The organism is Ruegeria sp. CI1, assembly GCF_056536925.1.
This window is the reverse complement of record NZ_JBQFQP010000006.1, coordinates 85833-110441: the sequence shown is the minus strand read 5'-3', so window position 1 is coordinate 110441 and position 24609 is coordinate 85833. Positions and strand designations below refer to the sequence as shown.

General features: G+C 60.5%; 17 protein-coding genes. 13 read left to right on the top strand and 4 right to left on the bottom strand.

What is annotated here, in order from left to right; genetic code table 11:
* Positions 1-137 precede the first annotated feature (137 nt).
* Entirely contained in the window at positions 138-938 is an 801-nt protein-coding gene (locus tag ACR0LZ_RS08795; protein ID WP_480749423.1) for a helix-turn-helix transcriptional regulator, read from the bottom strand.
* A gap of 131 nt (positions 939-1069) precedes the next feature.
* On the opposite strand from ACR0LZ_RS08795, the gene ACR0LZ_RS08790 reads away from it, so the two are divergent.
* The 9 genes from ACR0LZ_RS08790 (at position 1070) to ACR0LZ_RS08750 (ending at position 12389) form a co-directional block, all read left to right on the top strand.
* Positions 1070-3046 (top strand): CocE/NonD family hydrolase, encoded by a 1977-nt coding sequence (locus ACR0LZ_RS08790; RefSeq protein ID WP_480749422.1) that lies wholly within the window; start codon positions 1070-1072, stop codon positions 3044-3046.
* Positions 3047-3074: 28 nt separating this feature from the next.
* Positions 3075-4637 (top strand): ABC transporter substrate-binding protein, encoded by a 1563-nt coding sequence (locus ACR0LZ_RS08785; protein ID WP_480749421.1) that lies wholly within the window; start codon positions 3075-3077, stop codon positions 4635-4637.
* An 87-nt stretch (positions 4638-4724) separates the two neighbouring features.
* Positions 4725-5663: an ABC transporter permease gene (locus ACR0LZ_RS08780; protein WP_480749420.1), complete on the top strand. Its 939-nt coding sequence runs from the start codon at positions 4725-4727 to the stop codon at positions 5661-5663.
* Positions 5664-5673: 10 nt separating this feature from the next.
* Positions 5674-6531 carry an ABC transporter permease gene (locus ACR0LZ_RS08775; protein ID WP_480749419.1) on the top strand — a complete coding sequence of 286 codons (858 nt, stop codon included), beginning with the start codon at positions 5674-5676 and terminating at the stop codon, positions 6529-6531.
* Positions 6528-7508 carry an ABC transporter ATP-binding protein gene (locus tag ACR0LZ_RS08770; RefSeq protein WP_480749418.1) on the top strand — a complete coding sequence of 327 codons (981 nt, stop codon included), beginning with the start codon at positions 6528-6530 and terminating at the stop codon, positions 7506-7508. The genes ACR0LZ_RS08775 and ACR0LZ_RS08770 overlap by 4 nt, the downstream gene beginning before the upstream one ends.
* Positions 7505-8443 carry an oligopeptide/dipeptide ABC transporter ATP-binding protein gene (locus ACR0LZ_RS08765; RefSeq protein WP_480749417.1) on the top strand — a complete coding sequence of 313 codons (939 nt, stop codon included), beginning with the start codon at positions 7505-7507 and terminating at the stop codon, positions 8441-8443. The genes ACR0LZ_RS08770 and ACR0LZ_RS08765 overlap by 4 nt, the downstream gene beginning before the upstream one ends.
* A complete protein-coding gene (locus tag ACR0LZ_RS08760; protein WP_480749416.1) occupies positions 8440-9240 on the top strand; it encodes an SDR family NAD(P)-dependent oxidoreductase in 801 nt (266 codons plus the stop codon). Before ACR0LZ_RS08765 ends, ACR0LZ_RS08760 begins: the two co-directional genes overlap by 4 nt.
* Before the next feature lie 12 nt (positions 9241-9252).
* The gene (locus ACR0LZ_RS08755; protein WP_480749415.1) at positions 9253-10902 is read left to right on the top strand and encodes an amidohydrolase; all 1650 of its coding nucleotides are present in this window, start codon (positions 9253-9255) and stop codon (positions 10900-10902) included.
* Complete coding sequence (locus tag ACR0LZ_RS08750; protein ID WP_480749414.1) at positions 10899-12389, top strand: M81 family metallopeptidase; 1491 nt, start codon at positions 10899-10901, stop codon at positions 12387-12389. Before ACR0LZ_RS08755 ends, ACR0LZ_RS08750 begins: the two co-directional genes overlap by 4 nt.
* A gap of 103 nt (positions 12390-12492) precedes the next feature.
* Here ACR0LZ_RS08750 and ACR0LZ_RS08745 read toward each other — a convergent pair whose 3' ends face one another.
* Entirely contained in the window at positions 12493-12888 is a 396-nt protein-coding gene (locus ACR0LZ_RS08745; RefSeq protein ID WP_480749413.1) for a DUF1348 family protein, read from the bottom strand.
* 180 nt (positions 12889-13068) lie between these two features.
* Here ACR0LZ_RS08745 and ACR0LZ_RS08740 point away from each other — a divergent pair, with 180 nt between their 5' ends.
* Positions 13069-16278 carry an AAA family ATPase gene (locus tag ACR0LZ_RS08740; protein ID WP_480749412.1) on the top strand — a complete coding sequence of 1070 codons (3210 nt, stop codon included), beginning with the start codon at positions 13069-13071 and terminating at the stop codon, positions 16276-16278.
* A gap of 61 nt (positions 16279-16339) precedes the next feature.
* Here the strand turns inward: ACR0LZ_RS08740 and ACR0LZ_RS08735 are convergent, their stop codons facing one another.
* Together ACR0LZ_RS08735 and ACR0LZ_RS08730 are read right to left on the bottom strand one after the other, a co-directional pair.
* The gene (locus ACR0LZ_RS08735) at positions 16340-18184 is read right to left on the bottom strand and encodes an adenylate/guanylate cyclase domain-containing protein (RefSeq protein WP_480749411.1); all 1845 of its coding nucleotides are present in this window, start codon (positions 18182-18184) and stop codon (positions 16340-16342) included.
* Positions 18185-18274: 90 nt separating this feature from the next.
* Complete coding sequence (locus ACR0LZ_RS08730) at positions 18275-19045, bottom strand: SDR family NAD(P)-dependent oxidoreductase (protein WP_480749410.1); 771 nt, start codon at positions 19043-19045, stop codon at positions 18275-18277.
* Between the two features lie 306 nt (positions 19046-19351).
* Here ACR0LZ_RS08730 and ACR0LZ_RS08725 point away from each other — a divergent pair, with 306 nt between their 5' ends.
* From ACR0LZ_RS08725 to ACR0LZ_RS08715, 3 genes are read left to right on the top strand one after another with little or no spacing between them, the layout of a single operon-like run.
* A complete protein-coding gene (locus tag ACR0LZ_RS08725; RefSeq protein ID WP_480749409.1) occupies positions 19352-20320 on the top strand; it encodes a carbon-nitrogen hydrolase family protein in 969 nt (322 codons plus the stop codon).
* A gap of 57 nt (positions 20321-20377) precedes the next feature.
* Positions 20378-23116: an aminotransferase class I/II-fold pyridoxal phosphate-dependent enzyme gene (locus ACR0LZ_RS08720; protein WP_480749581.1), complete on the top strand. Its 2739-nt coding sequence runs from the start codon at positions 20378-20380 to the stop codon at positions 23114-23116.
* A gap of 40 nt (positions 23117-23156) precedes the next feature.
* Positions 23157-24608, top strand: a complete 1452-nt coding sequence (locus tag ACR0LZ_RS08715) for a biotin carboxylase (protein ID WP_480749408.1) — start codon at positions 23157-23159, stop codon at positions 24606-24608.
* Position 24609: the final 1 nt, after the last annotated feature.

Below are 24609 nucleotides of genomic sequence, written 5' to 3'. Positions count from 1 at the left end.
TAGAATGCGGTTCTTTGATTAAACTCTTTTCGGGAGCAAGTTTTTAGGTTTCTTTCTTTGTGCTGAGGGTGCTATTGAACCATCCCACGCAAAAGCTTGATGAGTTTGCTGGGGATCGCCGGACCGGAACCGGGCCGTCAGACCAGCACACTATCTGGCAGGTCAGGCATATCCTTGTCCGAGGAATCGAGATAGGTGCGAACCGTCGGGTCGATCCACGAGCTTGAAACGGAATAAACCCCGCAGGCCGCAAGCGCCTCGCGCGCGGTTACCCTTTCGGGTAGCCGTTTCCAGATCGTTTTGGCCGCATAGGGCCGTGGATAGGGGCGCCACGCGACCCCCATAGTCATACCGCGCAGGTATTTGAGTTGCTGCCGGTGCGCCGAATAAAGTATCGTCTGCGCAACACTGCCCTCGCGCGCCCTTTCGTGTTCGGTCACAAAAATCCGGTTCCCCCTCAGAGTGACAAGCCCTTCATAGCGTGAAAGCTGCCGTATGCTTTTGTCGGGCGAGGTGGCGTTTTCATGCGACCGGATAGTGATCAGCCCATCCCGTTCGCTCAGCCGGATCAAGGAGCAAAAGATTACCCCATCCCAGGACGGGGTACGAAAGAACGAGTGATAGAATCCCAGATAGCGTTTGAGATTCTTTTGCTGATCGCGGAATGGTTCCAGAAACGTCTTGGACGGCGAGGCCACCTGACCGGGCGACGACTGCGTCAAAAGCGCTTCAAACTCCGGTGCGGCGGCAAATAGCTGCGCCTCGGTCATGTCAAAGTGGCGGGCGATACGGCGGAGGTTGTGCGCCGAAGGCATGCTCGACCCGTTCAGATAGCGGTTGAACTGCTGACGGTTCAGCCCGATGTCGCGGCAGATCTGCGAGATGCTGCCATGCTCGGCGCAAAGCTGGCGAAGATTTCGGGAAAAACTTTCTGACATGCTGCAAATTCTTTCGCTACCTGACGCTATTTCACTTCAATATGCATCACATCGCGCAAAATCGCACAATTTCTTTCTTTCGAGAACACGTCATCTTCTTGCACATCAAGTTTCCGAATCCAAAGGCCAACATGTCGATCAGTGTCACCGAAAATACCTGGATCACCCTGCCTGACGGTCGTCGGCTGGCCGCCCGGCTATGGCTGCCCGATGCGGCCCCTGCGCCTGCGATCCTCGAATATCTGCCCTATCGCAAACGCGACGGCACCGCGCCCCGGGACGAGACCACTCACCGGGTATTTGCCGAGGCCGGATATGCCTGTGTACGGGTCGACATAGCCGGAACCGGCGACAGCCAAGGCCGGTTTGACGATGAGTATTCCGAACAGGAACTCAGCGACGGCGAAGCGGTACTGGCCTGGATCGCGGCGCAGGATTGGTGCGACGGCAATATCGGCATGATTGGCATTTCTTGGGGTGGCTTCAACGGGCTGCAATTGGCCTTTCGCCACCCCGAACCGCTCAAGGCGGTGGTCAGCGTGGCCTCGACAGTGGACCGCTATGCCGATGACATCCATTTCATGGGTGGTTGTTTGCTGAGTGACAATGCCAATTGGGGCAGTCAGATGTTCGCCTATCTCACCCGACCAGCAGACCCGGACCTTCGCCCTGACTGGCGCGAGGACTGGATCGCGCGGCTCGAAAACGTGCCTTTTTCTTCAGTTGACTGGTTGCGCCACCCCACCCGCGACGCGTTCTGGATACACGGTTCGGTATGCGAGGACTGGTCCGCCATTCAAGCCCCGACCCTCGCCATCACCGGTTGGGCCGACGCCTACGTGAACGCACCGCCCGCTCTTGCGGCCAATCTGACCGTGCCCGCCAAAGCCATCATCGGCCCGTGGGAGCATCGCTATCCCCATATCTCCAAGCTCGACCCGGCGGATTTCCATTCCGAGGTGATTGGCTGGTTCGACCGCTGGCTGAAGCGGGAACAGAACGGCGCCGAAGACCTGCCAGACTACCGCACCTTCATGCAGGAACATTTCAACCCGACCAAGGAAAACAAGCCGCGCACGGGCCGCTGGATCGCCGAGGCGATCTGGCCCTCGCCAAACGTGAAGGATCGCGTCCTGCACCTTGCCCCCGGCGGCTTTGCCGACGTCCCTACAGCAGGCACGGTTGATGTTGCTTCTCCCGCCCACACTGGACAAGCGGCGGGATATTTCTGCCCCGGCATGCGAATCGACAACGAACTGGCAGAAGATCAGACCTCTGACGATGCCTTGTCGACCTGCTTTGATACCGCGCCGCTAGACGCCCCGCTGGAACTGCTGGGTCGACCGTGCCTGAAGTTCGCATTTTCCGTCGACAAGCCCGTGGCGCAGCTGGTGGCACGGCTGTGTGATGTCTCGCCCGAGGGCGTGTCACAGCGGATTACCTATCGTCCGCTCAACCTGTGCCACTACAACAGCCACGAAACGCCCGAGCCACTGGTGCCCGGTCGGATTTACGAGGCCGAGGTCGAGTTGAACGAATGCGCCCACCACCTGCGGGAGGGCCACATCCTGCGACTGTCGCTGTCAACGTCCTACTGGCCGATCGTCTGGCCTTCACCACAGACGACCCGCGTGTCGCTGCATCTGCAAAACTGCACCCTGCACCTGCCCGTGCGGCAAGTCATGCAGGAAATCGAGCCCGCCAATCCCACTACTGCGCAGGCGTTCCCGGTGCTCGCAGCCGAGCAGTTGCGCCCGCCATCCGGCACGTCGAACCGCCACGTCACCAAGGAGGGGCGGGTGGTTCTGGACACCTTCGACGATTACGGCAAGGCACGCGATCCCTATCACGGGCTGATCGTCGGCAGTCATGTTACTATGCACTACGGCATACACCCCGACGACCCCGCCTCGGCCGAGTTCAAGGCAGAGTGGCGTTTTACCTTTGAACGCGGCGACTGGCAAGTTGCCATCGAGACCGAAAGCTGCATGACCTGTGACGGCGACATGTTTCACCTGCGCCGGAAACTGCGCGCCACCGAAGGCGCGAACGACTCCGAAGTCCTGACAAAGGAATGGTCCGAAACCGTTCCACGCGGGCTTCTTTGACCCAAGATCTGATCCAAGGGAGGATACCATGAAGATCGAATGGACCAAGGCGGCAGTGGGCCGTCGTGGATTTCTGAAAGGCGCGACAGCGCTGGGTGCGGCCACGGCCTTGCCAATGGGATGGGCACAACGGGCCTTTGCCGCCACTGACGGTGTCTTGCGCGTGCGCTCCTATGGTGACGCGCAGAACATGGACCCCGCGCACAGCGTTGGCGTGGTCGAGGAAGAGGTACACGCCGCCATCTACAACAAGCTGATCCAGTACAAGCCGGGCCGCGAATGGGGCTGGCAACTGGACGCCGCCGCGATGATCGAACAGGTCGACCCGACACATATCAAATTCGCCCTGCGCGACGACATCGGCTTTACCAACGGCCATGGCGCGATGACCGCCGAAGATGTGAAATTCAGCTTTGAACGCATCGTCGATGACGCCACCGAAAGCCCCAACAAGCCCGACATGGGTCCGCTCAGCCATGTCGAAGTGACCGGAGAGCGCGAAGGCACCATCGTTCTGAACGAACCCTTCGCCCCGCTCTGGACCATCGCATTGCCCTATATCACCGGCAACATCGTCTCCAAGGCGGCGACCGAGGCCGCAGGCGGCCGCATCGGCGCCGACCCGGTGGCGGAATCCGGTCCCTATCTGCGGGCCAGCTGGTCGCCCAAGGAAAAGACCGTTCTCAAGCGCAATCCCGACTGGAAGGGCGATGCGCCGGTCTGGGATACGATCGAGATCTATCCGATCGACGACGAGAACACTGCCGAGATCGCGTTCGAGGCAGGCGAGCTGGACTTCACCCGTGTATCTCTGGGCTCGGTCGAGCGCTATCGCGCTGGTGTGCCGAATGGCGGAACCCTTCTGGAATACCCGTCGCTCTACTATGCGTGGCTGGGCATGAATCTGGATCATCCCAAACTGCAGAATCCGAAACTGCGTCAAGCGATCCAGCATGCCATCGACGTGCCCACCGTTCTGCAGGCGGCCTATTTCGGCGCGGTCGAGCCATCAACTGGCATCATCGCACCGGGCCTTGCCGGGCATCGCGAGAAATCTCTGGTGCCGCCGCAGGCCGATTTCGCCAAAGCAGCCGAGCTGTTGGCTGAATCCGGTGAAACCAACGTCACGCTCAAACTCGACACGCTGAACAAGACCACCTTCACCACCGCCGCGCAGGTCATTCAGGCCACGCTGGCACAGATTGGCATCACGGTTGAGGTCAACGTGCTGGAATCCGGGGCCTTCTGGGCCAGCGGCGACAACGAAGACCTGCAACTGGTTCTGAACCGCTTCTCGATGACGCCGGATCCCTATTATGCCACCGCCTGGTTCACCACGGAACAGGCCGGCATCTGGAACTGGGAGCGGTTCAAGAACGAAGAGTTCGACCAGATCCACAACTCGGCCTATCAGGAAACTGACAACGCCAAACGCGCGGCGATGTACCAGCGTGCGCAGGATCTGATGGAGGAAAGCGGCGCCTATCGCTTCCTGACCCACGAGGCAACACCGGTGATCCATTCGGCAGGCGTTGCCCCGGCGCTGCGCCCCGACGGTTTGGCGCTACTGCGGTACTTTGGCAAGTCGTAACCTGTTTCGCCAATCGGTCCCGGCCATGCGATTTCGTGGTGGCCGGGAGCGGCAATCGACCGCACAAGCCAAAGGAGCCATGCGGCCATGCTGAATTTCGCAACCCGTCGCTTCGGGCTGGCGTTGCTCATCCTGTTCGTGGCGGTCACCGTCATGTTCCTGATGATCCGCGCCGTTCCCGGCGACCCCGTCCAGATCATGCTGGGGCCGCGCGCCACGCCCGAGCTTCAGGCCCGCCTGACCGCCGAACTGGCGCTGGATCAGCCGATCTGGAAACAGCTCGTCATCTTCTATGGCAACCTCCTTCAGGGCGATCTGGGTATCGACGTCTTTTCCGGGCGCTCGGTGACGGATATTGTGTTCGAGCAACTGCCGCACACACTTTGGCTAATCTTCGCCTCGATCACCTGGTCGGCGGCCCTTGGCATCGCGCTCGGCGCCTATGCCGCGGCACATCCCAATACGCTGATCGACCGCGTTGCCGCCGCCGTTTCGGTCAGTTTTGTGGCCGCGCCCGCCTTTGTGGTGGCGCTGTTGTCGCTTTTGGTCTTTGCGGTTCATCTGCAATGGTTTCCCGCCATCGGCGCGGGTGAAGGTTTCTGGGATCGCCTCGATCACCTGGTTCTGCCTGCCTTCGCCATCGGGCTCAGTTGGGTGGGCTATATCGCCCGGCTGGTGCGCGCCTCGATGCTCGAGGTGATGGGAGAGAACCACGTCCGTACTGCCCGTGCATTTGGCATCAACGAACGGCGCGTGGTCATGGTCTATGCGCTGCGCATCGCCATCCTGCCGGTCGTGACCGTGATCGGCGTCGGCATGGGCTTCCTGCTCTCCTCCGCCGTCTTTGCCGAGATCGTCTTTGCCCGCCCCGGTCTGGGCAAGCTGGTAATCGACTCGATCACTACCCGCAACTATCCGATCGTGATGGGGTCGGTGCTTATCTCAACCGCGCTGTTCGTAGCGTCCACGGCACTGGCCGACCTGGTCAACGCCTGGCTCGACCCCCGCGCCCGCACGGCCAAGTAAGGAGCGTGACATGACCAAATCCCGTTCCGAACTGGGCCAGATCATCCACGGCGTCGCGCGCGACCCGCTTGGCCTGATGGGGCTGATCATCGTCGGCACCATCGTGTTCTGCGCCGTCTTCGCCGCCTGGATCGTACCCTATGACCCGGTTGCGATGGACATTCAGGCGCGGCTTCAGGGGCCGTCACTGGCCCATCCTCTCGGCACCGATCAGTTGGGCCGCGACACGTTTTCCCGCGTGATCATGGGTGGGCAGGTCGCGCTCAAGGTGGCGCTTCCGGCGGTGTTCGGTGCCATGGCCATCGGCCTGACACTGGGCATGATCGCAGGCTACGGGCCGAAATGGCTCGACAATATCCTGATGCTTTTCTTCGACACCATTCGGTCCTTCCCGACAGTGATGTTCGCACTGGCCGTGGTGGCGTTGATCGGGCCCAGCCTGCAAACCGTGGTTTTCGTGGTTATGGCCACCTCGATCCCCACCTATGGCCGGGTGGCCCGTACTCAGACGCTGACCCTGCGTAACTCCGAATTCATCCTTGCCGAACGTTCGATGGGCGCCAGCATGAGCCGCATTCTGGGCGTTCACATGCTGCCCAATATCGTTGGTGTACTGGCCGTACTGGCCGCAATGGACATCCCCACCGTGATCGCGCTTGAAGCTGGCCTCTCCTTCCTGGGCCTTGGCGTCAAGCCGCCGACCCCCAGCTGGGGCGCGCTGCTGAAAGACGGCTATTCGCTGATCCGGCAGACGCCCTGGCTGGTGGTGGGTGGCGGCCTGCCGATCATCCTGGCCACGCTCGGCTTCACCTTCCTGGGCGAGTCCCTGCGTGACGTGGTCGATCCGAAACTGAGGAAACAACGATGACCGAGACCCTTCTGGAAATCGACCGCCTCAGCGTCGATTACGAAACTGCCCGCGGCGACCTGAAAGCCCTGCGCGACATCACCTTCGATGTCCGCGAGGGAGAGATCGTGGGCATCGTGGGCGAGAGCGGCTGTGGCAAATCAACCCTGATCTCCTCGATCCTGCGCCTGACCGCACCCAACACCCGGTTCCGACAGGGCGAAGTGCGGTTCAAGGGCCAGAACCTTCTGGCCCTGCCCGAACGCAAGATGCGCAATTTGCGCGGCGCGGATATCTCCATAGTGTTTCAGGACCCGATGCAGACGCACAACCCCGTGCTCAGCATCGGCCAGCAGATGGTGGACATCCAGCACCGATCAAACGCGCCCAGGGCCGAAAAACGCGCCCGCGCCGCCGGGATGCTGGGCGCGGTGGGCATCCCCGACCCCGAGGCGCGACTGAACCAGTTCCCGCATGAATTCTCGGGCGGTATGCGACAGCGCATCGCCATCGCCATGGCGCTGATGTCCGAACCCGACCTGCTGATCGCGGACGAACCGACAACCGCGTTGGATGCCACACTCGAAGTGCAGATCATCGAACGCCTGCAGGAACTGCAACGCGAATTCAACTGTGCCATCCTGTTCATCTCGCACCACCTTGGCGTCATTGCGGAGCTCTGCGACCGAGTGGTGGTGATGTACGCTGGTGCAGTCGTGGAAAGCGGCGATGTGCGCGAAATCTTCCACAATCCCAAACACCCCTACACCGGACGGCTGATCGACTGCGATCCGGGCCATATCAAGGAACGCGCCCGAGTCCTGCCCACCATCCCGGGCGAGGTGCCCGATCTGGCCAACCTGCCCGACGGCTGCATCTTCCGCGACCGCTGCGATCAGGCGATGCCCCACTGCGCCACCCAGATACCGCCTCTGGAACAGTTGCGTCAGGGTCATCACGCCGCCTGCTGGCTGAACCACGAGGAGGCGATGTCATGAGCCTGTTGGACGTTCGCGACCTAAAAACCAGCTATGGCCCCGTCAACGTTCTGGCCGGGGTCAGCTTTGCAGTGGAGGCGGGTGAAACTTATGCGCTTGTGGGGGAAAGCGGTTCGGGCAAGACAACCGTGATCCGCGCCATTGCCGGGCTGGCCCCGGCGCAGGAAGGCTCGGTCAGGTTCGACGGACAGGAAATCCGGGGCGCGTCCGAACGCGCCCTGCGCCCGTTGCGCAAGGATATCGCCATGATGTTCCAGGACCCGGTCGGGTCCCTGTCACCGCGCCTGACCATCGGCAGCCTTATCACCGAACCCTACCGCATTCAGAGCCTGAAGGACCGCGATCTGGATGCCGAGGCAAAACGCCTGCTGGAAATGGTGAACCTGCCCGCCCATTTCGCCGACCGATACCCCTATCAGCTGTCGGGCGGTCAGGCGCGTCGCGTCGGCGTCGCGCGCGCGCTGGCGTTGGAACCCCGGCTGATCCTTGCCGACGAACCCACTGCCGGTCTGGACGTGTCGGTGCAGGGCGAGCTTTTGAACCTGCTCAACGACCTGCGCGAACGGCTGGGGCTGGCGATGGTGATCATCACCCACAATCTCAACGTGGTGCGCCACGTGTCGGACCGCATGGGCATCATGTATCTTGGCCGTCTGGTCGAGGAAGGCACCACCGAGGCGATCTTCCACGACCCGCGCCACCCCTATACCCGCTGCCTGTTGAGCGCCAACCCCGAACCGGACCCAGACGCGCGTCTCGAACGCATCGCCCTCAAGGGCGAGCCACCCAGCCTGCTCAACCGACCCTCGGGTTGCGAGTTTCGCGAGCGCTGCCCGTTCGCGCAAGCGATCTGCACCCAAACCCCGGTATGGGAAGTCGAAAACGGCCACGGCCTGCGTTGTCTAGCCCCGTTGCAGCCCGGACAAGCGGCATGAAACGGTTCGCCAGCAAAACGGTTCTGGTGACCGGCGGCCATACCGGCATCGGTTTTGCCATCGCCCAACGCTTCGCGCAGGAGGGCGCAAAGCTGATTCTTGTCGGACGCGACCAGGCCAAGGGCGATGCGGCGGTGGATAAGCTCGTCGCGACGGGGTGGACCTGCCGTTTCCTGTCCGTGGACCTGTCGCACGAAGACGCGGTGACCGATCTTGTTTCAGGGCTGTCGCGGCTCGACGTTCTGGTCAACAATGCAGGCCTTGGCAGCCTGCGGACCGAACATGATCCGGGCGACAGTCCTGGCACCCGCTGGAACCGGGTCCGGGGCGCCAATCAGGACAGCGCTTACCTGATGACCGCCCATTGCCTGCCGCTTTTGCGCGCCTCGGGTGGATCGGTGGTCAACATCTCCTCCACCTCTTCCCTGCACGGCAACTGGGGCCTTTACGGTGTCGCCAAGGCCGGGGTCGAGGCGCTGACCCGCGCCTTTGCCGCCGAAGCCGCGCCTGTACGGATCAACGCGGTCAGTCCCGGCTGGATCGAAACCGAAGTGACGGCCCGCGCGTCAGGCAACATGGACGGCAACTGGGATTTGCCGCCGTCGCTCCTCAACCGCATGGGCACCGGGGCTGAAATCGCCGGCGCTGTGGCCTTTCTGGCATCGGACGACGCCAGTTTCATCACCGGCCAGACGCTGGTTGTTGATGGTGGCTTGACGCTGATCGACTATCCTTCCCGCCCCCTGCTTGAGAGGCGGGGACACGTCCTGCGCGCACGCCAAGACGGAAATGACTGAACCGGGACCGCGATGACATCCACACTCTATTTCAACGGCCTGATCCTTACGATGGACGCCGGGAATTCCAGCCCCGAGGCGGCGCTGACCGTGGGCGAAACGATCCGCGCTGTCGGAGCCGAAGCAGACCTGCGCGCCCGGATGCCCGCTGGAACGCTGGAACACGATCTGCAGGGGCAAACCCTGATCCCGGCCTTCATTGACCCGCACGGGCATTTCCCCGATCCCGGCTTCATCAAACTCTTCCGCGTCGATCTGGCCTCCCCCCCGCGCGGGGATTGTGCCGACATGTCTACGGCCCTTGCCAAGCTGCGCGCCAAGGCGGCGCAATCGCCGGACGGCGAATGGGTCATGGGCGTTCTGTTCGACAATACCGCCTTCGCCGAAACCCGCATGCCAACGCGGCAGGAACTTGACGACGTATCGCTGACGCATCCGGTGTGGGTTCTCCACGCCTCCGGACATAACGGGGCGGCGAACTCTCTGGCGCTGAAACTGCACGGCGTGAACCGCGACACGCCCGACCCCCTCGGCGGGCGCTTTGGCCGCGACCCCGAAACCGGCACGCTGACCGGACTCGTCGAAGGGCTGTCGGCGATGCGCGAAATGGGCGACACAAACTTCCTGATCGACCGCGACCGGTTCTGGCAGGGCTTTGCCGCTTGCCGCGACGAATACCTCGCCCACGGCGTCACCTATGCCCAGAACGCCTGGGCTTCGCGTGAGTTGCTAGAACACTTCGCCAGCCTGCCCGCCGAAACCGATCCCGGCATCGACCTGGAACTGCTACCGATCGGCGAACTGGAACCGGCCCTCAGCCAGGGACCCGAGCCGCTGATCTGGCCCGGTAATCCCCATTTCACCCTTGGTGCGCGCAAGCTGTTCGCTGACGGGGCCTTTCAATTGCAAACCGCGTATCTGAGCGCGCCATACCACACACCTCTCGACCCACAAAACCCTTGCGGCATGCCGTATACGACGCAAGCCGATCTCGACGCGCAGGTTGCCAAACTGCATGGCATGGGCTTTCAGATCCATTGCCATTGCAACGGCGATGCCGGGGCGGGCATGTTCATCACCGCCGTCGAAAGGGCGCTTGCCGATCACCCGCGCGCTGATCACCGTCACACGATCATTCACGGCCAGACCCTGCGCGACGACCAGTTGCAGCAGATGGCCCGCCTCGGGATCACCGTCAGCTTTTTCTCCGCCCATGTTCATTTCTGGGGCGACCGCCATTACGACACGTTCTTGGGACCGGACCGCGCAGATCGGATATCGCCTGCGGCCTCTGCCGAACGATTTGGCGTCCGCTACACCATCCACAACGACGCCTCCGTTACACCCACGCGACCGATCCATCTGGCCCATTGCGCAGTGAACCGGCTGACATCCGGCGGCAGGGTGCTGGGCGACGGCCAAAAGACAAGCGTCCTGTCAGCCCTGCGCGCCCAGACCATCGACGCCGCCTGGCAGGTGTTCAAGGAAGATGTGCGCGGCTCGATCGAACCGGGCAAAATCGCCGATTTCGCCATACTCGACCGCAATCCGCTCATCGAACCAGATCAACTGAACAACACTCGCGTCATCCAGACCATTCGACGGGGCCAGACCGTGTTTCGCAAAACCGCGTCCGAGCCGGAACTCACGGGCGCCCAATGACCAGACCCCGCATCGCAATTGCCGGATTTCAACACGAAACCAACTGCTTTGGTGTGACCAGGGCCGGCCTCGCCGAATTCCAGATGGCCGATTCCTGGCCCGAGATGCTGCACGGCCCCCATGTTGTTTCGCGGACGCGGGGCATGAACCTGCCCATCGCGGGCTTTGCCACCGCCGCCCAAGGCGCCGGAATGGAACTTGCCCCGATCCTGTGGTGCGCCGCCGAACCTTCGGCCCATGTCACCGACCACGCGTTTGAAACGATTTGTGGCATGCTGCTGGATGGCCTGCGCGCGTCAGGGCCGCTGGATGCGGTCTATCTCGACCTGCATGGCGCGATGGTCACAGAAAGTCTCGCTGATGGCGAAGGCGAAGTGCTGCGCCGCGTGCGCGATTTGGTGGGCCCGAACACCCCTCTGATCGCCAGCCTCGACCTGCACGCCAACATCTCGCCCGAAATGGTCGAGATCGCCGATTACCTCGCGATCTACCGGACCTATCCGCATCTCGACATGGCCGAAACCGGCGCGCGCTGCCTGCCGATGCTGCAACGCCTGCTGGCAGGCGAAAGGCCGTTCAAATCCTTCCGCCAGATCCCCTATCTGATTCCGTTGCACGCGCAGTACACAGGCGCCGCACCGTTTGACCGGATCTACGATATCCTGCCGCAGCTGACCGGTCGCGGCGTTTCGGCCGACATCGCCCTCGGCTTCACTGCCGCCGACATCCCCGACACCGGCCCCTCCTGCGTGACCTATGCCGCAACCGCCCGGCATGCCGACCGTGCCGCAGATGAAATCCTGACGCTGTTCGAAACCTGCGAACCCCAGATCGCCATCACCATGCTTTCGCTCGACGCGGCCGCGGCTCTGGTGCGACAGGCCCCGAACAAGCCGATCGTTCTGGCCGATGTTCAGGATAATCCCGGAGCGGGCGGCACCTCGGACACCACCGGCCTGCTGAAGACGCTGGTCGGGGCCGGGGCGAGAGGCGTTCTGATGGGTCTGTTCCACGACCCCGAAGTGGCTGCAGCGGCCCATGCAGCAGGCACAGGCGCTCGCCTCCGTGCCGCCTTGGGCGGCAAATCCGGTCTTGCTGGACAATCCCCCGTCGAGGCCGAGTTTCAGGTTCTCGCCCTCAGCGACGGAACTTGCCGGTATACAGGGAAAATGTACGGGGGCGGCATTGCCACTTTGGGCAAGACCGCCGCCTTGAAACTGATCGGAACCGGCGTCGATGTCGATCTGGTCGTGACCTCGGTGCGCAGCCAGTGCCTCGATCTCGCGCACTTCACCCATCTGGGGCTGGACCCGACCGGCTATGCGCTGATCTGCGTCAAAAGCACCGTGCACTACCGCGCCGCGTTCGACCCCATCGCCAGCGCGACATACCCCGTTGCCGCCCCCGGCGCATTCCTGTGTGACCTGGAGCAAGTCCCCTATCGGAACCTTCCCGCCGGCAAACGGACAACCCCCCGCGTGGCATAATCATCCACAATCTGTGGACAGGCGGGTGCACCTCGAAGAACCCGAGCGTCGCGTGCCGGGCCTATGCAATCGCGGATTTTCGGTCGATTCCTATTATTTTCGACTATTCCCCTGCAACCTGGCGATCATAGTCGAGGGCATCGAACCAACCCAGGGAATTGGTGATGACGCTGTTCTCATCCAGTTCCCATTCCTCCCAGCCACTTGCTTTCACATAGTTGCCGGTTTCCGAATGATGCCCCTCCAGCGTCCAGCCAAAGACTGCATGATCGCCCGCAACCCGAAAGAAATCCCGCGTCAGCTTCAGATCAGAAAAAGACGCCATGAACCCGCTCGCCATTGCAATCATCGCCTCGCGTCCGAACTGGTTGTCGCCTCGATTAATCGTGATCCCTTTGCCCGGGGCATAGTGACCGGCAACCGCTTGTGGATCGCCCGAATTCCACGCGGCAGTGTACGCCTCGGTCATCTTTTCGAACGTGGTCTCATCCACTCCCATCGTGTTCCTCCCCCAATGATTACCCGTGGCAACCTAGACGCCATTACATTTCCCTGTCCACAGACGAAACGGCAGGGCCATTGCTCAAACGTGCCTGTGGGTGGGCAATAATCATTGCCCAATCGAACATGATCGGAAAAACTGGCATTGCAGAACCAAAGGAAAGGGTTGCGGACCCGGATGTCGAAACTCGGAGAATGGCTGGCGCAAAGAAACCTTGCGAATCTCGAAGCGTCTCTGGTCGAAAACGAGATTGATCTGGACATTCTGTTCGATCTCACCGACGAGGATATGCGCGAGATCGGCCTGTCCCTTGGTGCGCGAAAACGATTGCGCGCAGCCTTCGATGCGGATGCGACCGATCCCCAACCCGTCGCAATTTCCCCCGCGAACGTCCCGCGCGACGCGGAACGGCGCCACCTGACGACCTTGTTCATCGACCTCGTCGGCTCGACCGCACTGTCGGCGCGGCTGGACCCCGAAGATATGAGTGATGTCATCAAGCGCTACCAGAACACCGTGGCAGGCATCGTCACCCGCTACGAAGGCCACGTCGCAAAGTACATGGGTGATGGAGTGCTGTGCTATTTCGGCTGGCCGGTCGCACATGAAGACGATGCGAAACGCGCTACACGTTCTGCCTTGGCGACGGTACGTTCTGTCGCAGAAATGCGCGCACCGGATGGTCAGGCGATGGCGGCGCGCGCCGGCGTGGCGACCGGAATGGTCGTTGTGGGCGACCTTATCGGCGAAGGCTCGGCGCAGGAGGAAACTGTCGTTGGCGATACTCCCAACCTTGCGGCACGTCTTCAAACGCTTGCCGAACCGGGCCAGATTCTGGTCTCGGATGAAACCCGGCATCTGATTCAAGACACTTTCGAGACCGAGACGTTGGGCCAGTTCAGCATCAAAGGGCTGGATGCGCCGGTCTCGGCCTGGCAAGTGACGGTCGAGCGCAGTCTCGAAAGCCGGTTCGAGGCCGAGGACCTCGCCCCTATCCTTCCCATGATCGGCCGCAACCACGAGCTTGGACTGATCATGGAACGCTGGCATCGCGCGGTCTCTGGCGAAGGGCAGGTCACTGTCCTGATCGGCGAAGCGGGTATCGGAAAGTCGCGGCTCACGCGGGCTGTTGTCGATGAGATCCGCCAGCAAGACCACTATCGGATCAATTACCACTGCTCGCCCTATCACACGGATTCCAGCTTCTATCCGGTCATCCGGCAGCTGTCCCATGCGATGGGTCTGCGCGAAACCGACACGACCGAGGACAAGATTGGCAAGCTGCACCAACAGCTTCGCGTAGCCGATCCTGGGATCATCGCCGAGCTTTTGCAAGTTGAAGCCGTATCCGCTGACAGCATCTCGGATATGTCTCCGCAACAGCTCCGGCTCCGGATCATGGAAGAAACCTCGCGCGAAATGCAGGCCTTGGCACGGGAAAGGCCGGTCCTGCTGGTCGTCGAAGACGCGCATTGGAGCGATGCTTCGACGCTGGCGATGATCGAGGCGTGTCTGGACCGCATCGCAGGCGAACGTGTGATGATCCTTATCACCGCGCGTCCCACGTTCCGGCATGGCTTCGGCGGTCATCCGATCATGTCAAACCTGACGCTCAACCGCCTGGGTTCGGACCAGATCGAAGGGGTTCTGGCCAAGATCACCGGCGGCAAGACTCTGCCCGACGAACTGGTCGCGGAAATCATTAACCGGACCGACGGCGTGCCGCTGTTCATCGAGGAACTCACCAAGACCATCCTTGAGTCCGGTGATCTGATTGAAAACGAACACAGCTTCGAACTTGCCGGTCCTTTGAACCGGGTCACTATCCCCGCAACGCTGCACGATTCCCTTATGGCGCGGATCGACCGGTTGCAGCCCGTCAAGGAAATTGCCCAGATGGCGGCCTGTATCGGCCGCAGTTTCGAGCGTGCGGCGCTGGCCAAGATCGCGCGCGTCGACGACCGGATGCTGGACGACGCATTGGGACAGCTCGAACGCAGCGAGCTTGTGTTCCGGCGGGGAACACCACCCGATGCAACTTATGTCTTCAAACACGCGCTGGTGCGTGACGTCGCGTATGAAAGCCTGTTGAAACGGCGGCGTCTGGAAATTCATCACCGCCTCGTCGACCTGTTCGAAACCGACCCGACCGCGCCAGCCGAACTGATTGCACACCACGCAACCGAAGCAGGGTTGACGGAAAAAGCCGTTCTCTTGTGGGGCGAAGCCGCAAAGAAAGCACAAGCTCGCCCAGCCTATATCGAAGCAGGCAATCAGTTGCGAACCGCGCTCGAGCTGGTTTCGGGGCTTCTGGACAAGCCCGAATGGCGGGAAAAGGAACTGGCCTTGCTGGTACAGCTTGCGCAGGTCCACATCGCCAAGGATGGATACGCGTCCAAGGAAGCAGGCGATGCATTTTCTCGGGCGCTGGAGCGTATCGGGGCAACCTCCGACCCCGAGCTGAAAGTTGCAATCTATTATGGCAAATGGATCGCCCCTTATATCGGCAACGATCTGCACCTTGCTTTCGATCTGGTGTCGCGTTTGGTCACGGACATGGCCGATGAAACCGACCCCATCCCGGGGCTGATTTCGCGCCGGATGCGGGCCGCGACCCTCATCGCCATGGGCCGGTCACCCGAGGCGCTCGAAGACTTGAATGCGGCTTTCGCCTTGTACGAGTCGGCCGAAATCGTGGATTTCTCGACCAGATTTGCACAAGACCCCGGCGTACAGATATGGTGTTACATGCTGCTGGCACAATGGATGTGCGGGGACGAGGCCGAGGCGTGGAACACGGCCAATCGGTCATTGGCCCGTGCGCGGAAACTCAAACATGCAAACACGATCTGCTATGCAGGCCTGCATTCTGTCACCCTGGCAATCTGGACCGAAAATGTCGCACGCGCCCGTGAGATCAACGACGAAATGAGGCGTCTGGCCGAAGATCACGACATGGCGCTATGGAAGAGTTACGTGACCATCCACGATGCTGTTCTCGCTTGCATGACGGATGAGCCGGACGCTGCCAAGCGGCTGGATGTCGCTCTTGAGGAATACCGGATGACAGGCTGCTGGCTCTGGGTCTCGCTGTACCTGAGCGAACAGGCAAAAGCGCTGCTGAGGTCTGGTGATCTCACTGCCGCAATGCGCTCGGTCGACCGCGCCCTACGCGAGCAGGAAGCAACCGGGGAACGCTGGGCCGAGGCCGAACTTCGCCGGATCCAAGGCGAAATCCTGATGGCCAGTGGGGAAAACGCCGCCGCCAAAACGGCATTTCAACAGGCTGCCTCTGTAGCCTGCGCGCAGCAGGCCCAAGCCCTGACTATGCGCGTGGCGAAATCGTCGGAGATACACGGGATTGAAATCAATCACGCGGATGTCTGACTGACTGCTCGTTCACAACGTTTCGAAAGCTTGGCGCGAAAATCGTATGGCAATACAACGCCTAACCTCTTGCATCCGAACTATCTGCAGCCCCTGTTCCTTTTACCCGAACGAACCGCACCGGTTCCGCAAAACCGCCCAGCAAGGCCCGATCTTCTGTCGCGCTGCGAGCCGCAAGATGGGCGGGTGCCTCACCCGAAGCCGAGATCGCCATCGACAAAACGATCTCTCCGCCATCTGCCTGCGCCTGCAATCGCGCGGCTAAATTCACGGCAGCGCCAAAATAATCCAATACACCATTTGAGGTGACGGCGACGCATGCGCCCTCGTGCACCCCGATCTTGAGTTCAATTGGCGCCAGATCGTGGTTGCGATTGAATATTCCTACCTCGTCCTGCATGTCGAGCGCCGCGCAAAGCGCCGCCTCGCCACTCGGAAATGTCGCCATCACCGCATCACCAATGGTCTTGACCAACGCACCGTCATGACGCGCAATTCGTTCTTCGAGAAAGGCAAAATGGTTGCGAACCATCGCATAGGCACGGCTGTCACCAACCTGCTCGAACAGGGCGGTCGAGCCTTTCAGGTCTGTAAACAGGATGCCGGTCCAGCCGATCTCCACCTCGTCGCCAGGGCGGAGCAATTGCTCCGGGCACAACTCGCGAAATGCCCGCATGCCGATGACGGTTGGCACCGACAGCGCGTTTCTGGACCACTCGGTCGTCTCGATCACCAGGCAACGAGGATTCTCACATTTGTTGATGGCGTGAACGAACCCTTGCGGAGCTGGGTCGCCTAGTATCAACCGGTCTTCTTCGATCACTATCTCCGGAATCACGCCGCCGAAGATCTCTATTTCCGTCATCGGCCCCGGCTCGATCGTGCGTATGCGGTAACGCCCGTCCCGCAAAAAGACCTGTTCGGTTCGTTCGCCAAGCGCACCAACATCGCATTGAATCTTGACGTGCGAAGTGGCCACGGCGGATTGAATGCAGAATGCTTCGGTCGCCGGCACCTGATACCAGGGCGATGGCGCGAACACCAACTCGACATTCCGGGCAAAGTCGCGCTCATAGTCGATGTTGCAAGAGGTGCAATGCACCTCCCGCGGTACGTTCGAAAGCAGCAGGCTTTGCGATTTTCCACCACGGCACCGCGGACACATGACCTCCCAGCGCAGTGCCAGCAGACCGGCCCGATGCGCTGCCAGCATCAGGTCGACCACGTCAGACGGGCGCGCGCCCCAAGCCTTCGCCAATGCCAGCGGGCGCATGCGGCGAACCTCGATAGGATCAGAACTGTCGAGGTACTTCATCAATCGCGAAGTCAGCCCATGCGTATGTGCCTGCTCATCTTCAAGGTGCTGTTTGACCGTCGCGAGCCTGTCTGGCGGAGCCTCGGCCGTGGCTTTTGCGGCTGCGGCCCGGCGCTCTGCAATTGCGTCCACTTTTGATGGCTCCAACATCAGCTTGTGCGTCGCAGCTGGCAATTCCCGAGTGATCAGGTGAAGAAACCCCAATCGAAACAGGGCCTCTCCCAATAAATTGTCCCATCGGGCGGTGTAATCGAAATCCACCTGCGCATCTGTGCCTTCCCCCGAAAAACTGATCCTGACCGACAATTCCTTGTAGGGGCCGTTGAAGAAAAACCGCTCCATCTCGACAAAGCGCCTGTCGACCCACTGACCGAACCGTTCCTCCCACCGTAAAACGAATGGGCCCATGCGCTTCGAACAGCGCCTCAGGGTCCGACCGTCCGATCCGATCGCGTCCTCGGCGACGTAGGGAGTAAACCCCGTGCCGGCGACAATGTTCAGTCTTTCGGTGTCCGCAACCGCGTTCCACAGGGCATCAACCGGTGCGTCGAAACGCTCGGTGCGCCGAATTGTGAACATTCGCTCGCGCATTCCGGCCCTCCTCAGGTCTGTGTCGTCCGCCAGAGGCAAATTCGCACGACGAAATCTTGCTCTCTGGGCGCCCGGGACGATCCGACATGCCTACTCGGCGACAAACCCGCCATCCACGACCAACTCGGCACCCGTCATGTACGAGGCGTCATCGCTGGCAAGGAACAAGACGGCACGCGCAATCTCGCGGGGCTGGGCCAGCCGACCCATCGGTATCTTGGCGATGGTTGCGGCGACGAATGCCTCGGCATCGTCACCGAGGCTTGCAACCGCTGAATGCACCAACGGCGTATCGGTATAGCCGGCATGAATCGAATTGATGCGGATCGGCCAACCGCGACGGGCGCAATCGACGGCAGCGGCCTTGGTCGCGGCCCTCACCCCGCCCTTTGTCGCGCTGTAGGCGGCAAGCAGCGGTTCCCCGATCAAAGCGGCGATGGACGAGTTGTTGATGATTGCGCCTCCGCGGTCTCTCATTGCACGAATTGCGGCCTGCATCCCGAAGAACACGCCATCGAAATTGACCGCTGTGACGTGTCGCCACTGTTCCAGAGTCGTTTCGTCGATCCTGACCATGTGGCCACCGCCGGCATTGTTGAAAAGAACATCCAGGTGTCCGTGGCGGCTGATCACGTCCTTGATCAGGGCATCCCAGCCGTCGGGGTCGGTGGTGTCCTGCCATAGCGTCTCGATTGGCAGACCTGCAGAAACGCTGTCGGCAAGCGCCTTATCCAAGCCATCCTTGTTGATGTCGGTAGCGACAAGGACCGCGCCTTCTGCCGCAAACTCGACAGCGGTCGCCAAACCGATCCCGCTTGCCGCGCCGGTAACCAGCACGACGCTGCCATCAAACCGGCCCATGTGGTTTCCCTCCGATACACTGCCGTCAGGCAAATTTACCACAGTATTTGACAGGACTGTCAGTGAAAATTCTCGGGGGACGATTGCGGCAATGGCGCATCAGGCGAGGCCACAAGACAGTACATTCAATCATTCCGGCGGTCGGGGGCGCACCCAGCCTTGAAACAGAACTTGCAAGGCGATCCCCGCAGAAGCCCAAATAATGACCAAGCGGCACCGATGGATTGGATCTGAGAAACGCTCTAGCCAATGCAAAAAAGGGGTCATAGACTGGGATTAACAGATTATTTTGGAGTTTCTCCCCATATGACACCTTTCGCCATTGCTGGTGTTCAGATGCATGTCGCCGCGCTTCACTCGAATGTAGAGGCCATGCGTCACCGAATTGAAATTCTGATGGCTCGTTTCCCCTGGACGCAGATGGTGCTGTTTTCCGAATTGGCACCTTACGGCCCGCTGGACCGTTTTGCGCAGCCGTTTCCGAACGATGCCTTGTCACAGTTTCAGGAAGACGCGCATCGGTTCGGTATCTGGCTGATCCCCGGATCGATGTTCGAAAAAGCCGAGGACGGCCGGATCTTCAACACCTCCGTCGTGATCAACCCCCAAGGCGAAATCGTCGCCAAATACTCCAAGATGTTCCCATTCCGTCCGTATGAGACCGGAATTTCCGCCGGAACCGAATTCTGTGTGTTCGATGTTCCAGAGGTAGGCCGCTTCGGCTTGTCGATCTGCTATGATATCTGGTTTCCCGAAACCACACGGCAACTGACAAGTCAGGGTGTCGAGGTGCTGTTGCATCCGGTGCTGACCGGCACCACCGACCGGGAGGCGGAACTGTCCATTGCCCGCGCCACGGCGGCGCAATTCCAATGTTATGTCTTCGACGTCAACGGGCTCAGCGCGGGCGGTGTCGGGCGCTCTCTGGTGGTCGACCCCTCGGCAACCGTACTGCACCAATCTGCGGGACAAGAGGATATGTTCCCCATCGAAATAGACCTCGACCAGGTGCGGCGTCAGCGTGAAACCGGTCTCAAGGGGCTTGGTCAGGTATTAAAAAGCTTCCGCGACCGCGAAGCCGAATTCACCGTCTACGACCGCACCAGCGGCGCAGACGCATATCTCAAGACACTAGGGCCGCTGGAAACCCCCGGACAAGGGTCATCACGCGGGCTTCAGACCTCCGACCCCAGAAGCTCCCTGGAGAATTTGGAGCAGAACTTACGTTCGCCGCATAATTTTACCGTCTTTCCTGGAAAGACGGGTTCAGATTAACCGGACTGGAAGGCGGCGCAGGTCCTGACGCGACAGAAAAGGAGGCAGGTTTTGAACTTGCACTCGCGGAAGAAGAAGCTGCCGTCGATCCGGGATTACTACAGCGCGACCCAACTGCGCGCGGACAGGTGGAGCGCATTGCGGGAGGCCGCCGAAGGCCTCGTCCGACACCGCAAAGAGGGCCGCCAAAACCAGAAGCTCATGAACACCGCAGAGCATCTGCTGGATGTCCTTGCACCGGTCGAACGATACTGGGCCTTTCCCGGCATACACGCATTCGATCACCTGCGCAGGCTTCTGCTGCATGGCAATTCTGACGATCTGTCCGTATCAGTCCGGCGGATCGCCAGGGCGCTGACGTCGGGCGCCTACCGGCGTCGCTCGATTCCATTGTCTTCTGACGAGATCGACAATGAGGATTACGAGGATGAAGCTTCGCTGGCCCCCGAAGCACGGGCGCTGGGGCGTCCCTATTTCGAGGTTCTGATCGTAGATGACGTGTCCGAACCTCAGGAACGGTTCCTGCGGCAGAACCTGCAGCGCATGCGCCGTGTCGAAGATCAGTTCATTTACGAGCCAGTGATCGTACCCTCGCTCGAAGACGCGCTGATTGGCGTTCTGTTCAACCACAATGTTCAGGCCGTGGTGGTACGTCCGGGGTTGTCGCTCAAGTCCAAGAATGAGTTGCCGATTCTCAGCCAATACCTGACTCGCGTCAGCGAAGGCGAAGCCGTGGACGAGATCGAGCCACATGAATACGGTCCCGAGGCCTGCCGGCTGATCGAGAAAATTCGCCCCGAACTGGATGCCTATCTGGTCACCGACCGGTCAGCCGAGGATATTGCCGGTCTGGACCTCGGCCGGTGCCGCCGCGTGTTCTACAATCAGGAAGATTTTCAGGAGCTGCACCTCAATATCCTGCGGGGGGTGGACCGCCGTTACAAGACGCCCTTTTTCACCGCGTTGAAAGAGTATTCCAAACAGCCCACGGGCGTGTTCCATGCCATGCCGATCAGCCGTGGCAAGTCGATCAGCCGCTCGCACTGGATTCAGGACATGGGGGCGTTTTACGGCTCGAACATCTTCCTTGCCGAAACTTCCGCGACCTCCGGCGGCCTCGACAGCCTGCTCGAGCCACGCGGCCCGATCAAGGAAGCGCAGGACATGGCGGCGCGGGCATTCGGGGCGAAACATACATTCTTTGCCACCAACGGCACCTCGACCTGCAACAAGATCGTGGTGCAGTCGGTAGTCCGGCCCGGCGACATCGTGCTGGTCGACCGCGACTGCCACAAATCGCACCATTACGGCATGGTTCTGGCCGGGGCCAACGTTGTCTACATGGACAGCTACCCGCTGCATGAGCACTCGATGTACGGCGCGGTACCGCTGCGGGAAATCAAACACACCCTCCTGCAACTCAAGGCCGCCGGAAAGCTGGATCAGGTCAGAATGGTGTTGCTGACCAACTGCACATTTGACGGCGTGGTCTATAACGTGCAACGCGTCATGGAAGAATGCCTCGCAATCAAGAAAGACATGATCTTTCTTTGGGACGAGGCCTGGTTTGGCTTTGCGCGCTTTGACCCCACCTACCGCCAACGCACGGCAATGGGGGTTGCCAACACGCTCAGACAAACGTTGCGCAGTCAGGAAACCGCCGACGCATGGGAAGCGCAGCAGCAAGCGCTCAAAGGCGCAACCGAAGATCAATTGCTCGATACGCGTCTTGTACCGCCGCCCGACGCGCGGGTCCGGGTCTATGCCACCCAATCGACCCACAAAACGCTGACATCGCTCCGTCAGGGCTCGATGATCCATGTCAACGATCAGGACTTCAAGGGCGAGGTCGAACAGTCCTTTCACGAAGCCTACATGACCCACACCTCGACCTCGCCGAACTACCAGATCATCGCCTCGCTGGATGTCGGGCGGCGGCAGGTCGAACTGGAGGGGTTCGAGTTCGTTCAGAAGCAGATCGAAACCGCGATGTCGATCCGCCGCGCAATCTCCGACAATCCGCTCCTGAACAAGTATTTTCGCATCCTGACTGCCGGCGACATGATCCCCGAGCGGTTTCGCGAAAGCGGAGTGGAAGCCTATTACGACCCGGATCACGGATGGGCCGACACCTGGAATATGTGGAGCCAGGACGAGTTCGTACTGGACCCGACGCGCATCACTCTGGCCGTCGGCGGAACCGGATGGGACGGCGATACGTTCAAGACCAAGATCTTGATGGACAAATACGGGATCCAGATCAACAAGACGTCCCGCAATACGGTGCTGTTCATGACCAATATCGGCACGACACGTTCTTCGGTCGCCTATCTGATCGAGGTACTGGTCGAGATTGCAAACGATCTGGACGAGTTGCTTGATGACGCGTCCAAGATGGAGCGGCGCTCGTTCGAAAACCGGGTGGCAGCGCTGGTCGAGCATGTCCCGCCGCTACCGGATTTCAGCCGTTTCCACGACGCGTTCCGCACAGGCAAGGATACGCCCGAAGGCGACATCCGTACTGCCTTCTTCCTCGCCTATAACGAGGACAACTGCGATTACATCCCGACCGACGACACCCTGTTGAAGCGCCTGGAATCCGGCGAGGAACTGGTGTCGTCAAGCTTCATCATACCCTATCCGCCCGGCTTTCCGATACTGGTGCCGGGTCAGGTCATCAGCCCGGAAATCCTGTCATTCATGCGGGCGCTGGATGTCAGCGAAATCCATGGCTACCGCGCCGATCTGGGCCTGCGGGTGTTCACCAAAGAGGCTCTGCAATCAGTCAAGAAATAACAGTCGGCCCAAAACAATAATTTCAAAGGGGAGAAGACACATGCCGAAGAAAGTTCTGAACAATATTTCGGAAATCCGCCGGTACTTTCACACCAATTCGGACCCGATCTATTTTGTCTCAGCAACCAATTTCAATCTTCTTGGGCTTGATGAGTGGGTGAAGAATTTCAAATACATCTGTTACATGGACTGTTTCGACGGCCGTCACCCGAACGTGCTGGTTCCGTCGGAACTGCCGCATGACGAGTTCCAGTCGATCGAGGATATCAACAACTACCTGCTGCAGCACAAGGAAGTCATCGACTACGTCAAATCACGCGGCGGCAAGCCGAAATTCGTGTTCCTGATGTTCGACGAGAAAACCGAGAAACTTGCCAAGGAAATCGGCGGCGAGGTCTGGTTTCCCAAGGCAAAACTGCGCACCAAGATGGACAACAAGATCGAAACCGTCCGTGTCGGCAACAAGGCCGGCGTCCCCTCGGTGCCCAACACACTGTCCAGGGTGGACAGCTACGACCACCTCAAGAAGATCTGCAAGAAGGCGGATCTGGGCGACGATCTGGTGCTGCAAAGCGCGTTCGGGGATTCAGGCCACACCACATTCTTTATCAAGTCCGAGGCCGATTTTCGCAAGCACGAGCATGAGATCGTCGGCCAGGGCGAAATCAAGATTATGAAGCGGATCGACTGCCGCGGCTCGGCGATCGAAGCGTGCTGCACCGCCGAAGGCACCATCGTCGGCCCACTGATGACCGAGCTTGTCGGGTTCAAGGAACTGACGCCCTATCGAGGCGGCTGGTGCGGCAACGAAATCTTCTCCACCGCCTTCCCGCCAAAAACCCGCGAGAAGGCGCGCGAGCTGACCTTCAAGTTCGGCGAACAGCTGCGCAAGGAAGGCTATCGCGGCTATTTCGAACTGGACTTCCTGATCGACAAGAAAACAGGCGACATCTGGCTGGGCGAGCTGAACCCGCGCATCACCGGCGCCTCTTCGATGACCAACCACGCGGCCTTTGCCCATGCGGATGCGCCACTGTTCATCTTCCATCTGCTCGAGTTCTCGAAAAAACCGTTCAAGCTGGACGTGGAGGAATTGAACGCCCGCTGGGCGGATCCAGACATGATCGATTCCTGGTCACAGATGGTGATCAAGCATACCGAGGACACCGTGGATATTGTCACCCATGCCCCCCAATCCGGCATTTACAAGATGCTGCCGGACGGTCAGGTCGTGTTCAATCGGTTCGATTACCACCGCCGCGCGGTCGAAAGCGAGGATGAAGCGTTCTTCCTGCGTATCTCGAATGTGGGCGATTACCGCTATGAGGGCGCGGATCTCGGCATCCTTGTGACCAGGGGGCGCTCGATGACCAAAGGCTTCAAACTGACCGAGAAATCGAAGCGCTGGATCGACGGAATCAAGAACGCCTATTCCGCCCGCCCGCTGCCCTCTGCGCAGGCCTTTGAGGATCCGGCATTTAAGATTATGTAGG

What these genes read in the sequence shown, in the direction of transcription:
- ACR0LZ_RS08765 (WP_480749417.1), top strand. Translation starts at nt 7,505, where the DNA reads ATGAGCCTGTTGGACGTTCGCGACCTAAAAACCAGCTATGGCCCCGTC.
- ACR0LZ_RS08780 (WP_480749420.1), top strand. Translation starts at nt 4,725, where the DNA reads ATGCTGAATTTCGCAACCCGTCGCTTCGGGCTGGCGTTGCTCATCCTG.
- ACR0LZ_RS08745 (WP_480749413.1), bottom strand. Translation starts at nt 12,888, where the DNA reads ATGGGAGTGGATGAGACCACGTTCGAAAAGATGACCGAGGCGTACACT.
- ACR0LZ_RS08760 (WP_480749416.1), top strand. Translation starts at nt 8,440, where the DNA reads ATGAAACGGTTCGCCAGCAAAACGGTTCTGGTGACCGGCGGCCATACC.
- ACR0LZ_RS08740 (WP_480749412.1), top strand. Translation starts at nt 13,069, where the DNA reads ATGTCGAAACTCGGAGAATGGCTGGCGCAAAGAAACCTTGCGAATCTC.
- ACR0LZ_RS08735 (WP_480749411.1), bottom strand. Translation starts at nt 18,184, where the DNA reads ATGCGCGAGCGAATGTTCACAATTCGGCGCACCGAGCGTTTCGACGCA.
- ACR0LZ_RS08750 (WP_480749414.1), top strand. Translation starts at nt 10,899, where the DNA reads ATGACCAGACCCCGCATCGCAATTGCCGGATTTCAACACGAAACCAAC.
- ACR0LZ_RS08715 (WP_480749408.1), top strand. Translation starts at nt 23,157, where the DNA reads ATGCCGAAGAAAGTTCTGAACAATATTTCGGAAATCCGCCGGTACTTT.
- ACR0LZ_RS08755 (WP_480749415.1), top strand. Translation starts at nt 9,253, where the DNA reads ATGACATCCACACTCTATTTCAACGGCCTGATCCTTACGATGGACGCC.
- ACR0LZ_RS08785 (WP_480749421.1), top strand. Translation starts at nt 3,075, where the DNA reads ATGAAGATCGAATGGACCAAGGCGGCAGTGGGCCGTCGTGGATTTCTG.
- ACR0LZ_RS08790 (WP_480749422.1), top strand. Translation starts at nt 1,070, where the DNA reads ATGTCGATCAGTGTCACCGAAAATACCTGGATCACCCTGCCTGACGGT.
- ACR0LZ_RS08770 (WP_480749418.1), top strand. Translation starts at nt 6,528, where the DNA reads ATGACCGAGACCCTTCTGGAAATCGACCGCCTCAGCGTCGATTACGAA.
- ACR0LZ_RS08775 (WP_480749419.1), top strand. Translation starts at nt 5,674, where the DNA reads ATGACCAAATCCCGTTCCGAACTGGGCCAGATCATCCACGGCGTCGCG.
- ACR0LZ_RS08730 (WP_480749410.1), bottom strand. Translation starts at nt 19,045, where the DNA reads ATGGGCCGGTTTGATGGCAGCGTCGTGCTGGTTACCGGCGCGGCAAGC.
- ACR0LZ_RS08795 (WP_480749423.1), bottom strand. Translation starts at nt 938, where the DNA reads ATGTCAGAAAGTTTTTCCCGAAATCTTCGCCAGCTTTGCGCCGAGCAT.
- ACR0LZ_RS08725 (WP_480749409.1), top strand. Translation starts at nt 19,352, where the DNA reads ATGACACCTTTCGCCATTGCTGGTGTTCAGATGCATGTCGCCGCGCTT.